This window comes from Thiogranum sp. (assembly GCF_058323355.1).
In genome coordinates this window covers 1-14,192 of sequence record NZ_JBTTIO010000094.1, presented here as the reverse complement: position 1 = coordinate 14,192, position 14,192 = coordinate 1, and the positions used below count along the sequence as shown (strand labels likewise).

The 14,192-nt window shown below is 57.8% G+C and carries 10 protein-coding genes; all 10 read left to right on the top strand.

Annotated elements, in window-relative coordinates:
- Nucleotides 1-235 (top strand): uL11 family ribosomal protein (locus ACW81B_RS12370; protein WP_491580528.1); only part of this gene is annotated, 235 nt, incomplete at its 5' end.
- 2 nt (nucleotides 236-237) lie between these two features.
- Nucleotides 238-933, top strand: a complete 696-nt coding sequence (gene rplA, locus ACW81B_RS12365) for a 50S ribosomal protein L1 (RefSeq protein ID WP_491580527.1) — start codon at nucleotides 238-240, stop codon at nucleotides 931-933.
- 225 nt (nucleotides 934-1,158) lie between these two features.
- Nucleotides 1,159-1,686 carry a 50S ribosomal protein L10 gene (rplJ, locus tag ACW81B_RS12360; protein ID WP_491580526.1) on the top strand — a complete coding sequence of 176 codons (528 nt, stop codon included), beginning with the start codon at nucleotides 1,159-1,161 and terminating at the stop codon, nucleotides 1,684-1,686.
- A gap of 57 nt (nucleotides 1,687-1,743) precedes the next feature.
- Nucleotides 1,744-2,121 carry a 50S ribosomal protein L7/L12 gene (rplL, locus tag ACW81B_RS12355; protein WP_491580525.1) on the top strand — a complete coding sequence of 126 codons (378 nt, stop codon included), beginning with the start codon at nucleotides 1,744-1,746 and terminating at the stop codon, nucleotides 2,119-2,121.
- Between the two features lie 217 nt (nucleotides 2,122-2,338).
- Nucleotides 2,339-6,586: a DNA-directed RNA polymerase subunit beta gene (gene rpoB / locus ACW81B_RS12350; protein ID WP_491580524.1), complete on the top strand. Its 4,248-nt coding sequence runs from the start codon at nucleotides 2,339-2,341 to the stop codon at nucleotides 6,584-6,586.
- A gap of 10 nt (nucleotides 6,587-6,596) precedes the next feature.
- On the top strand, nucleotides 6,597-10,802 hold the full coding sequence (rpoC, locus tag ACW81B_RS12345) for a DNA-directed RNA polymerase subunit beta' (protein WP_491580523.1): 4,206 nt from the start codon (nucleotides 6,597-6,599) through the stop codon (nucleotides 10,800-10,802).
- Nucleotides 10,803-10,993: 191 nt separating this feature from the next.
- Nucleotides 10,994-11,368 carry a 30S ribosomal protein S12 gene (rpsL, locus tag ACW81B_RS12340; RefSeq protein ID WP_491580522.1) on the top strand — a complete coding sequence of 125 codons (375 nt, stop codon included), beginning with the start codon at nucleotides 10,994-10,996 and terminating at the stop codon, nucleotides 11,366-11,368.
- Between the two features lie 38 nt (nucleotides 11,369-11,406).
- Nucleotides 11,407-11,877 carry a 30S ribosomal protein S7 gene (rpsG, locus tag ACW81B_RS12335; protein WP_491580521.1) on the top strand — a complete coding sequence of 157 codons (471 nt, stop codon included), beginning with the start codon at nucleotides 11,407-11,409 and terminating at the stop codon, nucleotides 11,875-11,877.
- A 27-nt stretch (nucleotides 11,878-11,904) separates the two neighbouring features.
- Nucleotides 11,905-14,004 (top strand): elongation factor G, encoded by a 2,100-nt coding sequence (gene fusA, locus ACW81B_RS12330; RefSeq protein WP_491580520.1) that lies wholly within the window; start codon nucleotides 11,905-11,907, stop codon nucleotides 14,002-14,004.
- Between the two features lie 46 nt (nucleotides 14,005-14,050).
- The coding region (locus ACW81B_RS12325) for a GTP-binding protein (RefSeq protein ID WP_491579924.1) at nucleotides 14,051-14,192 on the top strand (142 nt) is incomplete at its 3' end.

Sequence of the window (14,192 nt, the reverse complement as noted above, 5' to 3'; positions counted from 1 at the left end):
TACCTTTATCACCAAGACCCCTCCGGCGGCCGTGTTGCTGAAGAAGGCTGCGGGTATTCCAAAAGGTTCCGGTCGTCCCAACACCGAGAAGGTGGGTACGGTGAACCGTGCGCAGCTGGAAGAGATTGCCAAAGTGAAAGAGCCGGACCTGACGGCGGCCGACATGGACGCCGCGGTGCGCACTATCGCCGGTACCGCGCGCAGCATGGGGCTGAATACCGAGGGGGTCGAATAATCATGGCCAAACTGAGCAAGCGTGCAAAACTGATCAACGAAAAAATCGAGCCGGGCAAGTTGTACCCGGTCGACGAGGCGCTGGCCCTGCTGGGCGAGTTACCGAAAGTGAAATTCAACGAGTCGGTCGATGTCAGTGTCAACCTCGGCGTCGACCCGCGCAAGTCCGACCAGGTGGTGCGCAGTTCCACGGTGTTGCCGAATGGCACGGGCAAGACGGTGCGTGTGGCGGTATTTACCCAGGGCGCCAATGCTGAAGCCGCAAAAGAAGCCGGGGCGGATATTGTCGGCATGGATGACCTTGCTGAAGAGGTGAAAAAGGGCAACATGAATTTTGATGTTGTTATCGCCAGCCCCGATGCCATGCGCGTCGTGGGTCAGCTGGGCCAGATCCTGGGTCCACGCGGCCTGATGCCCAACCCCAAGGTGGGTACCGTGACGCCTGACGTGGCGGCGGCGGTAAAGAATGCCAAGGCCGGCCAGGTGCGTTACCGCACAGACAAGGCGGGCATCATTCATTGTTCCATCGGCAAGGCGGACTTCGCCGTGGGCGACCTGAAGGAAAACCTGCAGGCCCTGCTGGCCGACCTGAACAAGCTGAAGCCCGCATCCGCCAAGGGTGTATATATGAAGAAGCTTACCGTTTCGACAACCATGGGTCCCGGCCTGCAGGTCGATCCCGCATCGCTGGAGCTGTAAGACTTTAACGAATTTGACGCTGCCCGGTCTGACCGGGAAGCCGTCAAAGACCGCAGGTGCCGAAAGGCTTAATCGTCAGGTGAAACTGGCAGCCGGCGCAGATGGCGTAACCCGAACAAGTCTTTATTCTTGTAGAGGTCGCCGCAACCGGTGTTCGTGCCTTACCGGGCCGGATACCGTTAACAGTAGGCCGGATGGTTTTGTCCGGCTTATGGAGGTAAACAGGTGGCACTAAGTCTTGAACAGAAAAAGGCTGTAGTTTCCGAAGTTGCTGTTATCGCCAAACAGGCGCATTCAGCCGTTGCTGCCGAGTACAGTGGTCTTACCGTCGAAGAAATGACCGACCTGCGCGTGAAGGCGCGTGAGGGGGGTGTCTATCTTCGAGTGGTCAAGAACACGCTGGCCAAACGTGCTGTTGAAGGTACGGATTTCGAGTGCATGAAGGACGGCCTGGTCGGGCCGCTGTTGCTGGCTTTCTCCCGGGAGGAACCCGGTGCGGCAGCGCGACTGGTGAAAGACTTCGCGAAAGAGCACGACAAACTCGTACCCAGACTGGTGGCGTTCGGCGGTGAAATGCTCGCTGCATCGGATCTGGATCGTCTCGCCAGCATGCCGACCCGTGATCAGGCAATTGCCCTGTTGATGGCGGTCATGAAGGCGCCGGTCGAAAAGCTGACCCGTACCCTCAACGAGGTGCCGGGCAAGCTGGTTCGCACAGTGGCGGCAGTACGCGATCAGAAACAGTCAGCCTAAATCATTTTTTAAAATTGTTATTGCCTGATACAGGCAAATATTCAGGAGTTTGCAATTATGGCAGCGTCTCAGGAAGAAATTCTGGAAACTATTTCCAACATGAGTGTCATGGAGGTCGTTGATCTGATCTCCGCGATGGAAGAAAAATTCGGTGTGTCAGCTGCAGCGGCTGTAGCAGCTGCTCCGGCTGCCGGTGGTGACGCCGGTGCAGCCGCTGAAGAGAAGACCGAGTTCGACGTGGTGATGACCAGCTTTGGTTCCAACAAGGTTTCCGTCATCAAGGCCGTTCGCGGTATCACCGGCCTTGGTCTGAAAGAAGCCAAGGATCTGGTGGAGAGTGCACCTTCCCCGATCAAGGAAGGCGCTTCCAAGGACGAAGCCGAAGAGATCAAGAAGACGCTCGAAGAAGCCGGCGCCAGCGTCGAGGTCAAGTAAGTACCTCGATGCCCGCAGGGCTGAATCGACACTGCACGGTCGGCGTTGTGCTGGCCGGGTGATCGGGATGGCTGGTAGCGAGTTTTCGCTGCCGGCCTTTTCCCGCTTATACAGAGCGGGTTGTTGAAAGCTGCCGGATCAGGCAATTTTCAACAACTCGCTGGAAATACCGGGGCCTGATGGCAGGCTCCGCTCATTACGACCAAGAGGAACACCAATGGCTTATAGCTATACCGAAAAGAAACGCATCCGTAAGGATTTCGGCAAGCGGCAGAGCGTTCTTGACGTTCCCTACCTGCTGGCAACGCAGCTGAATTCGTACCGCGCTTTTCTGCAGGCAGATACGGATCCGGACAACCGGCTGGACAAGGGACTTCATGCAGCGTTTTCGTCGGTGTTCCCGATTACCAGTTATGCTGGCACGGCAGCGCTGGACTATGTGAAATATCGACTCGGCGAGCCGGTGTTCGACGTCAAGGAATGCCAGATGCGCGGCATGACCTACGCGGCGCCGCTGCGCGCACTGGTGCGCCTGATTATTTACGATAAGGAAGGCAGCAACCAGTCCATCAAGGACATCAAGGAGCAGGAAGTCTACATGGGCGAACTGCCCCTGATGACGGAAAACGGCACCTTTGTGATCAACGGCACCGAGCGCGTTATCGTTTCGCAATTGCATCGCTCGCCGGGTGTGTTCTTCGATCACGACAAGGGCAAGACCCATTCGTCCGGCAAGCTGCTGTTCTCGGCGCGCGTGATTCCCTACCGTGGTTCCTGGCTGGACTTCGAGTTTGATCACAAGGATGCGCTGTTTGTGCGTATCGATCGCCGCCGCAAGCTGCCGGCCACTGTGCTGTTACGTGCACTCGGTTATGAAACCGAGCAGATTCTCGATCTGTTCTTTGAAACCAATACCTTCCACCTCAAGGGCGACACGGTCGAACTCGATCTGGTGCCGGAGCGTCTGCGCGGCGAAACCGCAACTTTTGATATCAAGATCAAGGGTAAGGTGATTGTCGAGGAAGGTCGCCGTATCACGGCACGGCACATCCGTGAACTGGACAAGGCCGGCGTGAAAACGCTGGAGGTTCCAGTGGATTACCTGCTGGAGAAGACTCTGGCACATACCATTGTCAACAAGGAGACCGGTGAGGTTATTGCCAATGCCAACGATGAGATCACTGAAGAGTTGATCGAGGCGTTGAATGCTGCCGGCGTCAGGAAAATCGAAACGTTGTATACCAATGATCTCGATCGCGGTCCGTACATTTCAAATACCCTGCGTATCGACCCGACCACCAACGTGCTGGAAGCCCAGGTCGAAATTTATCGCATGATGCGTCCTGGCGAGCCGCCAACCAGGGAAGCCGCGCAGAACCTGTTCCATAATCTGTTCTTTACCTTCGAGCGCTATGACCTGTCGGTCGTCGGCCGCATGAAGTTCAATCGTCGTGTCGGTCGTGAGGGTGATACGGGTGCCGGTGTCCTGGTTGACTCGGTGTATTTCACCCGTCAGCTGGAAGCGGCGCTGAAACCCAAGAGTGATGACAAGGAGATTGCCCTGGTAGACCTGTCTCCCTGGCCGTGGTTGCAGCAGTTGCTCGGAAGCATTGAGTACAAGGGCGACACCATTACCTGGGGCAAGCTGAAAGAGGTGCTGGCCGAGCGTGGCTCGGACATCCTGGATGTGATGAAAACCCTGGTGGACATCTGTGACGGTAAAGGTGTCGTGGACGATATCGATCATCTGGGCAATCGGCGCATTCGCTGTGTCGGTGAGATGGCGGAAAATGTATTCCGTATCGGTCTGGTGCGTGTCGAGCGCGCCGTGCGCGAGCGTCTCAGCGTGGCAGAGTCTGAAAGTCTGATGCCGCAGGAGTTGATCAATGCCAAGCCGGTCGCAGCGGCTATCAAGGAGTTCTTTGGTTCCAGTCAGCTCTCACAATTTATGGACCAGAATAACCCGCTGTCGGAAGTGACCCATAAACGCCGTGTATCGGCGCTTGGCCCGGGTGGTCTGACGCGCGAGCGCGCCGGTTTCGAGGTGCGCGACGTGCATCCCACGCACTACGGTCGTGTCTGCCCGATTGAAACGCCGGAAGGTCCGAACATCGGCTTGATCAACTCGCTGGCCGTGTATTCGCGTACCAACGAGTACGGCTTCCTTGAAACGCCATACCGCAGGGTGATCGACGGTCGTGTGACAGACGATGTGGATTACCTGTCCGCGATCGAGGAAGGCGAGTTTGTTATCGCGCAGGCAAACGCCAACACCGATGCGAAGGGCAGGCTGATCGATGAGCTGGTGTCCTGTCGTCACAAGAACGAATTCACCCTGTCGACACCGGATCGTGTTAACTACATCGACGTTTCACCCAAGCAGATCGTTTCGGTGGCCGCCGCACTGATCCCGTTCCTGGAACACGATGACGCCAACCGCGCACTGATGGGTTCCAACATGCAACGCCAGGCGGTTCCAACCCTGCGCGCCGAGAAGCCGCTGGTGGGTACCGGCATCGAGCGTACTGTTGCCGTTGATTCCGGTGTAACGGTGGTTGCCCGCCGTGGTGGCGTGGTGGATTCGGTCGATGCAGGCCGTATCGTGGTACGTGTCAACGATGATGAAACGGAAGCCGGTGAGGCAGGTGTTGATATCTACAACCTGACCAAGTACACCCGTTCCAACCAGAACACCTGTATCAACCAGCGCCCGCTGGTGTCGCCAGGCCACGTGGTTGCACGTGGTGATGTGCTGGCCGATGGGCCGAGTACGGACCTGGGTGAACTGGCGCTGGGTCAGAACCTGCGCGTCGCGTTCATGCCCTGGAATGGCTACAACTTCGAGGATTCCATCCTCATTTCCGAGCGTGTGGTGCAGGAAGATCGTTTTACCACCATTCATATCGAAGAGCTGACCTGTGTGGCGCGCGACACCAAGCTGGGTCCGGAAGAAATATCCGGTGATATTCCCAACGTGGGCGAAGGCGCGCTGGGCAAGCTGGATGAGTCCGGCATCGTGTATATTGGTGCAGAGGTCAAACCGGGCGATATCCTCGTCGGCAAGGTGACGCCCAAGGGCGAAACCCAGTTGACACCGGAAGAAAAACTGCTGCGTGCCATCTTCGGCGAGAAGGCGTCCGATGTGAAGGACACTTCGCTGCGTGTTCCATCCGGCATGGATGGCACCGTGATCGACGTGCAGGTATTCACCCGCGATGGCGTCGACAAGGATGCGCGCGCCCTGCAGATCGAAGAGGAGCAGGTCGCCGGTGTCAAGAAGGATCTCAACGATCAGTTACGTATTATGGAGGGCGATGTCTTCCAGCGTGTCGAGAAACTGCTGGTGGGCAAGACGGCCGCCGGTGGTCCTTCCGGTCTGAAGTCCGGCGCGAAGATCACGGCCTCCTATCTTGAGGGTCTGGACAAGGACAAGTGGTTCGAGGTCAGGCTCAAGAACGAGGACGACAACGCCCAGCTGGAAGCCGCTTCGCAGCAGCTCACCAGTGTGCGTGATGAGTTCGATCGCCGTCTGGAGGAGAAGCGTAACAAGATCACCGCCGGTGATGATCTGGCGCCGGGTGTGCTGAAGATGGTCAAGGTTTACCTGGCCGTCAAGCGTCGCATCCAGCCAGGTGACAAGATGGCCGGTCGTCACGGTAACAAGGGTGTTATCTCCATGATCGTGCCGGTGGAAGACATGCCGTACGACGAGAACGGTACACCGGTGGATATCGTGCTCAACCCGCTTGGCGTGCCTTCGCGTATGAACGTTGGCCAGGTGCTGGAAACCCATCTGGGCTGGGCGGCATCCGGGCTTGGTGTGCGTATTGGTGAAATGCTGGATACGCAGGCGAAGATCCAGGATCTGCGCAACTACCTGAATGAGATCTATAACACCAGTGGCAAGAAGGAAGACCTCGATGCATTGAACGACGAGGAAATCATTGCGTTGGCCAACAACCTGCGCAAGGGTGTGCCGATGGCGACGCCGGTCTTTGATGGTGCCGCGGAAGAAGAGATCAAGCACATGCTTCGACTCGCTGGCTTACCCGAGAGCGGACAGACCACGCTCTATAACGGGCGTACCGGTGAAGCATTCGAGCGCCAGGTTACCGTGGGTTACATGTACATCCTGAAACTCAACCACCTGGTCGACGACAAGATGCATGCGCGTTCCACCGGCCCGTACAGCCTGGTCACCCAGCAGCCGCTGGGCGGCAAGGCACAGTTCGGCGGTCAGCGTTTCGGTGAGATGGAAGTGTGGGCGCTGGAAGCCTATGGCGCCGCCTATACCTTGCAGGAAATGCTGACGGTCAAGTCCGACGATGTGAACGGCCGCACCAAGATGTACAAGAATATCGTCGACGGCAACCATCAAATGGAAGCCGGTATGCCCGAGTCCTTCAACGTGCTGGTGAAGGAAATTCGATCGCTGGGTATCAGCCTGGAACTGGAACAGGACTGAGGGAGACAACATGAAAGATTTACTCAATCTGCTAAAGCCGCAAGGTCACAACGACGACTTTGATGCGATTCGCATCGGTCTGGCGTCCCCGGACCTGGTTCGTTCCTGGTCGTATGGCGAAGTCAAAAAGCCCGAGACCATCAACTACCGTACCTTCAAGCCGGAGCGTGACGGCCTGTTCTGCGCCAAGATCTTTGGCCCGGTCAAGGACTACGAATGCCTGTGCGGCAAGTACAAACGCCTCAAGCATCGCGGCGTAGTCTGCGAGAAGTGTGGCGTTGAAGTCACGCTGGCCAAGGTGCGTCGCGAACGCATGGGCCACATCGAACTGGCCAGCCCGGTCGCGCATATCTGGTTCCTGAAGTCGCTGCCGTCGCGTATCGGCCTGTTGCTGGACATGACATTGCGCGATATCGAGCGCGTGTTGTATTTCGAAGCCTTTGTGGTGATCGATGCCGGTATGACCACGCTGGAGCGTGGCCAGTTGCTGTCGGAAGAAGCCTACCTCGAAGCCATCGAGGAAAACGGCGACGAATTCGATGCACGTATGGGCGCTGAAGCCGTGTTCGAACTGCTGCGCGACCTGGACCTGCCGAAGGAAATTATCCAGTTGCGCGAAGACATGGGCGCCACCAAGAGCGAAACCAAGCTCAAGCGTCTGGGCAAGCGACTGAAACTGGTCGAGTCCTTCATGGAGTCCGGCAACAAGCCTGAATGGATGGTGATGACCGTGCTGCCTGTGCTGCCGCCGGAGTTGCGTCCGCTGGTGCCGCTGGACGGTGGTCGTTTCGCGACATCCGATCTCAACGATCTGTACCGCCGCGTCATCAACCGCAATAACCGCCTGAAGCGTCTGCTGGAGCTGAACGCGCCCGATATCATTGTGCGTAACGAAAAGCGCATGCTGCAGGAGTCGGTCGATGCATTGCTCGACAACGGTCGTCGCGGTCGCGCCATCACCGGTACCAACAAGCGTCCACTGAAGTCACTGGCCGACATGATCAAGGGTAAGCAGGGCCGCTTCCGCCAGAACCTGCTCGGCAAGCGTGTCGATTACTCCGGCCGTTCTGTTATCGTCGTGGGTCCGACGCTGCGTCTGCACCAGTGTGGCCTGCCCAAGCGCATGGCGCTGGAACTGTTCAAGCCGTTCATCTTCAGCAAGCTGCAGCTGCGTGGCCTGGCGACCACCATCAAGGCGGCCAAGAAACTGGTCGAGCGCGAAGGTCCGGAAGTGTGGGATATCCTTGAAGAGGTGATCCGTGAACACCCGGTCATGCTCAACCGTGCGCCCACTCTTCACCGTCTCGGTATCCAGGCGTTTGAACCGACGCTGATCGAGGGCAAGGCCATCCAGCTGCACCCGCTGGTGTGTGCCGCGTTCAACGCCGACTTCGACGGTGACCAGATGGCTGTGCACGTGCCGCTGTCGCTGGAAGCCCAGCTGGAAGCGCGCACCCTGATGATGTCGACCAACAACATCCTCTCCCCGGCCAGTGGCGAACCGATTATCGTGCCGTCGCAGGACGTAGTGCTGGGTCTGTATTACATGACCCGTACGCGTGTGAATGCAAAAGGCGAAGGCATGATGTTCGCCGATGTGTCAGAAGTGCATCGCGCCTATCAAGGTGGTTTCGCCGATCTGCACGCCAGTGTGAAGGTGCGGCTGAAAGACAGCAATATCACCGAAGAGGGTGAGCTTGAGCACCGTTGTCGGGTGATGGAAACAACCGTTGGTCGCGCCCTGTTGTCTGAAATTCTGCCGGAAGGTATTCCTTTCGAAGCCGTTGATCGCAACATGACCAAGAAAGCGATTTCCAATGTCATCAACCTGTGTTATCGCAACGTGGGCCTGAAGGCGACCGTCATATTTGCTGATCAGCTGATGTATACCGGGTTTGCCTATGCAACGCGTGCAGCCGTGTCGTTCGGTATCAACGATATGGTGATACCGGAAGAGAAGACGGCGATCCTTGCCGAGGCGGAGAAAGAGGTCAAGGAAATCGAGAACCAGTACACCTCGGGTCTGGTGACCAACGGCGAACGCTATAACAAGGTAGTTGATATCTGGTCACGCACCAATGACCAGGTAGCCAAGGCCATGATGGACAAGCTTGGCAAGGAATTGGTGGTAAATGCCAGGGGTGAGAAGGTCAAGCAGGACTCCTTCAACTCGGTGTACATGATGGCCGACTCCGGCGCGCGTGGTTCCGCCGCGCAGATTCGCCAGCTGGCCGGCATGCGTGGCCTGATGGCCAAGCCGGACGGTTCGATTATCGAAACACCGATCACTGCGAACTTCCGCGAAGGCCTGGACGTGTTGCAGTACTTCATCTCCACTCACGGTGCGCGTAAGGGTCTTGCCGATACGGCATTGAAGACTGCCAACTCCGGTTACCTGACCCGTCGCCTGGTCGACGTGGCGCAGGACCTGGTGGTGACCGAGGTCGATTGTGGTACTGATGAAGGCATGCTGATGTCGCCGCTGGTTGAAGGTGGCGACGTGGTTGAATCACTCAGCGAACGCGTGCTGGGTCGTGTGACAGCATCCGACACCTACGCGCCGGGCACGGACGAAGTCATCGTGCCTGTTGGTACACTGATCGATGAGAAGTGGGTCGAGAGGATCGAGGAGGCCAGTATCGACGAGATCAAGGTACGTTCGCCGATTTCCTGCGCCACCCGTTACGGCATCTGTTCCAAGTGCTACGGTCGTGACCTGGCGCGTGGACACCAGGTCAATATCGGTGAAGCCATCGGTGTTATCGCGGCCCAGTCGATAGGTGAGCCGGGTACACAGCTTACCATGCGTACCTTCCATATCGGTGGTGCGGCAAGTCGTGCTGCAACGGTCAACAGTGTTGAAGTCAAGAACAGCGGATCACTGAAGTTGCACAACATCAAGACGGTATCCGACAAGAACGGCAACCTGGTCGCGGTGTCACGTTCCGGTGAAATCGGTGTGGTCGACGAGCACGGTCGTGAGCGTGAACGTTACAAGGTGCCGTATGGCGCAGTGATTTCCGCCAACGAAGGCCAGAAGGTGGAAGGCGGACAGGTTATCGCCAACTGGGATCCGCATACCCATCCGATCGTGGTCGAAGTGGCAGGGCGTGTGCGCTTCATCGATTTTGTCGATGGTGTGTCGGTGCAGAAACACACGGATGAAATTACCGGTTTGAGCAGCCTGATCGTGACCGATCCCAAGCAGCGTGGCAGCGCGGGCAAGGATCTGCGTCCGATGGTGCAGCTGATCGATGATGAAGGCAACGAACTGAAAATCCCGGGAACCGAATTTTCGGCCCATTACTTCCTGCCGGCTGGCGCGATCGTCGCGCTGGAAGATGGCGCGGAAGTACAGGTGGGCGACGTGGTGGCGCGCATTCCCCAGGAATCCTCCAAGACCCGTGATATCACCGGTGGTTTGCCACGTGTTGCAGACCTTTTCGAGGCCCGTAAGCCGAAAGATCCGGCGATTCTTGCCGAGACTTCCGGTACCGTGGGCTTTGGCAAGGAAACCAAGGGTAAACAAAGGCTTGTGATTGCCGAGCCGGGTGGTGAAACCTACGAAGAGCTGATTCCCAAGTGGCGTCATATTTCGGTGTTCGAGGGTGAACAGGTCACCAAGGGTGAAATGCTGGCCGACGGCGAGCCGAATCCACACGATATCCTGCGCCTGCTGGGCACCACTGTGATGGCCGAGTATCTGGTCAAGGAAATCCAGGACGTGTACCGCCTGCAGGGGGTGGGGATAAACGACAAGCATATCGAGGTCATTATTCGCCAGATGCTGCGCAAGGTCGAAATCTCCGAGCCGGGTGATTCGAAATTCCTGCGTGGCGAGCAGGCCGACAAGGCCCGCGTGCTGGACGAGATCGAGCGCCTGGAAGCGGAAGGCAAGCAGCCGCCGAAGTGGATACCCATGTTACTGGGTATTACCAAGGCATCGCTGGCAACCGAGTCGTTCGTGTCTGCGGCGTCCTTCCAGGAGACCACCCGTGTGCTGACCGAAGCGTCGGTTCGCGGGCTGCGTGACGAGCTGCGCGGGCTCAAGGAAAATGTCATTGTGGGTCGTCTGATTCCGGCTGGCACCGGCCTGGCGCACCACCTCGAGCGGCGTCGCCAGCGTCAGGGCATCACCGTCGAGGATGTGATGGAAGCCAGGCCAGCCAGCGAGCCGGCGGCAGATGACGAGGCCTCCCAGGTGACGGAAGGTTGACGATTTGATCGTCTGTTGATCCGGGTTGCGACGCAAAGCCCGGGTCAGCCGAATTTCTGCTTGACAGTGTCGGGCGGAATACCTAAAATGCGCCTCCTTCGACAGGCCGGGTCCGCCCGGCCTGTCGTTTATTTTCAGGACTTTACGAAATTATTCAGCACCCCGTGTGATTGAGGGTGGAGTACACATTAATGGCCACGATTAACCAGCTGGTGCGCAAACCACGCACCCGTAAACAGGTGAAAAGCAACGTACCGGCGCTGGAGGCATGTCCCCAGAAGCGCGGCGTTTGCACACGCGTGTATACCACGACCCCGAAGAAGCCGAACTCGGCACTGCGAAAGGTCGCCCGTGTGCGCCTGACCAACGGTTATGAAGTAACGACCTATATTGGTGGTGAAGGGCATAACCTTCAGGAACACTCGGTGGTCCTGATTCGCGGCGGTCGTGTCAAGGATCTGCCGGGTGTGCGTTACCACACGGTGCGCGGCAGCCTGGATACCCAGGGTGTTGAAAGCCGACGCCAGGGTCGTTCCAAGTACGGCGCCAAGCGACCGAAGTCGTAACGGCCTAACCGAGTTAACAGGATTTAGAGACGTAAACCATGTCGAGAAGAAGAGCAGCTGAGCGCCGGGAGATTCTCCCCGATCCGAAGTTTGGCAACCTGATGCTGGCCAGATTTATCAATATGGTCATGAAATCGGGCAAGAAGTCAGTCGCCGAGCGCATTATCTATGGTGCGCTGGACCAGATTCAGTCGCGTGGTGACGCTGACCCGATCGAACTGCTCGACAAGGCGCTGGATAACATTCGTCCGTCGGTCGAGGTAAAGTCCCGCCGCGTTGGTGGTGCGACTTACCAGGTTCCGGTTGAAGTGCGCCCTGCGCGTCGTACCACACTGGCTATGCGCTGGGTGATCGATGCTGCGCGCAAGCGTGGTGAAAAATCCATGGCGTTGCGCCTGGCGGGTGAGCTGATGGATGCCTCGGAAAGCCGTGGCTCTGCTGTGAAGAAAAAGGAAGACACGCATCGTATGGCGGAGGCGAACAAGGCCTTCGCACACTATCGCTGGTAACGGCGAAGCAAAACAGGGTAGACGGCAGTGGCGCGCAAGACTCCAATCAGTCGTTATCGCAACATTGGCATCATGGCGCATATTGATGCCGGTAAAACGACGACGACCGAGCGCGTGCTCTACTACACGGGTATCTCGCACAAGATTGGCGAGGTGCACGATGGCGCTGCCACCATGGACTGGATGGAGCAGGAGCAGGAGCGTGGGATTACCATCACGTCCGCTGCAACGACCTGCTTCTGGCAGGGCATGGACAAGCAGTACGAACAGCACCGTATCAACATCATTGATACGCCCGGGCACGTGGACTTCACGATCGAGGTCGAGCGTTCCCTGAGAGTGCTGGATGGTGCGGTGGCGGTATTCTGCGCTGTCGGTGGTGTTGAGCCGCAGTCCGAGACGGTCTGGCGGCAGGCCAGCCGCTACGGTGTGCCACGCATGGCGTTCGTCAACAAGATGGACCGCGCCGGCGCCGATTTTTTGCGTGTGGTCGAGCAGATCCGCGAGCGCCTGGGGGCTAACCCGGTGCCGCTGCAGATCGCCATCGGCGCAGAAGAAAAATTTGAAGGTGTGGTCGATCTGGTCCGCATGCAGGCCATTTACTGGAATGAGGCCGACATGGGGGTTACCTACGAGGCGCGGGAGATTCCCGACGACCTCAAGGCGCTCTGCAATGAGTGGCGTGAGCACCTGGTCGAGGCAGCGGCCGAGGCCAATGAAACATTGATGGAGAAGTACCTGGAAAACGGGGAACTCGATGAAGACGAGATCCGTGCGGGTATTCGCCAGCGGGCGCTGGCCAACGAGGTGGTTCCTGCGCTGTGCGGATCCGCGTTCAAGAACAAGGGCGTTCAGGCGATGCTGGATGCCATCATCGAGTACATGCCGTCGCCAGTCGACGTGCCGCCGATTACCGGTCACCTCGATGACAAGGACGAGACAGAGGCTGTACGTGAAGCTTCGGATGACGCGCCGTTTGCGGCGCTCGCCTTCAAGATTGCAACGGATCCCTTTGTCGGGACCCTGACGTTTTTCCGGGTGTATTCCGGTGTGCTGAAATCAGGTGACACCGTTTATAACCCGGTCAAGCGCAAGAAGGAACGCGTTGGTCGTATCGTGCAGATGCACTCCAACCATCGCGAAGAGATCAAGGAAGTGTATGCCGGAGATATCGCCGCGGCGGTGGGTCTGAAGGATGTCACAACGGGCGATACCCTGTGTGATGTCGACAACGTGATTACGCTGGAGCGTATGGATTTCCCGGAACCGGTTATCTCGGTTGCGGTTGAGCCGCGCACCAAGGTGGATCAGGAAAAGATGGGTATCGCGCTGAGCAAGCTCGCGCAGGAAGACCCCTCGTTCCGGGTTCGCACGGACGAAGAGTCCGGCCAGACCATTATTTCCGGCATGGGCGAGCTGCACCTCGACATTATTGTCGATCGCATGAAGCGTGAGTTTGGTGTAGAGGCGAACATCGGTGCGCCGCAGGGTGCCTACCGCGAAACCATCCGCAAGGTGGTTAAGAAGGCGGAAGGCAAGTTTGTCCGCCAGTCCGGTGGTCGTGGCCAGTACGGCCATGTGGTGCTCAAGCTTGAGCCCTTGCCCGCGGGCGAAGGTTACGAGTTTGTCGACGCCATTGTTGGCGGCGTGGTTCCTCGTGAATACATCGGCGCCGTTGACAAGGGTGTGCAGGAAGCGATGGAAAGCGGTGTGATTGCCGGTTATCCGATGGTGGATATCAAGGTCACGCTGTATGACGGTTCGTACCACGATGTTGATTCGTCCGAGATGGCGTTCAGGATCGCGGGTTCGATGGGTTTCAGGGAGGGGGCGCTGGCTGGCGACCCGGTACTGCTGGAACCGGTCATGAAGGTTGAGGTCGTTACCCCGGAAGAAAACATGGGTGACGTCATGGGCGATCTGAATCGCCGGCGCGGCCAGGTGCAGGGTATGGATGACAGTCCTGCCGGCAAGATCATACGCGCCGAGGTTCCGTTGGCGGAAATGTTCGGTTATGCCACCGATCTGCGTTCCGCCACCCAGGGTCGCGCAACGTATTCGATGGAGTTCGTGCATTATGCTGAAGCACCAAACAGCATCGCGGAATCCGTCAAGAAGGCATCTTGATATTTTAGTAGTCAGGCACTAACAAAACCGGAAGAGGGTAGCAGTCGTGTCCAAGGAAAAATTTGAACGTACGAAGCCGCATGTGAATGTGGGAACGATTGGTCACGTTGACCATGGCAAGACCACGCTGACCGCAGCGCTGACGAAAGTCGCGGCGGAGAAGCAGGGCGGCGAATTCAAGGCTTACG

Bases quoted from the DNA above. Each gene is read 5' to 3' on its own strand.
- rpoB (WP_491580524.1), top strand. From the start codon at position 2,339: ATGGCTTATAGCTATACCGAAAAGAAACGCATCCGTAAGGATTTCGGC.
- rpsG (WP_491580521.1), top strand. From the start codon at position 11,407: ATGTCGAGAAGAAGAGCAGCTGAGCGCCGGGAGATTCTCCCCGATCCG.
- rplL (WP_491580525.1), top strand. From the start codon at position 1,744: ATGGCAGCGTCTCAGGAAGAAATTCTGGAAACTATTTCCAACATGAGT.
- rpoC (WP_491580523.1), top strand. From the start codon at position 6,597: ATGAAAGATTTACTCAATCTGCTAAAGCCGCAAGGTCACAACGACGAC.
- rpsL (WP_491580522.1), top strand. From the start codon at position 10,994: ATGGCCACGATTAACCAGCTGGTGCGCAAACCACGCACCCGTAAACAG.
- rplA (WP_491580527.1), top strand. From the start codon at position 238: ATGGCCAAACTGAGCAAGCGTGCAAAACTGATCAACGAAAAAATCGAG.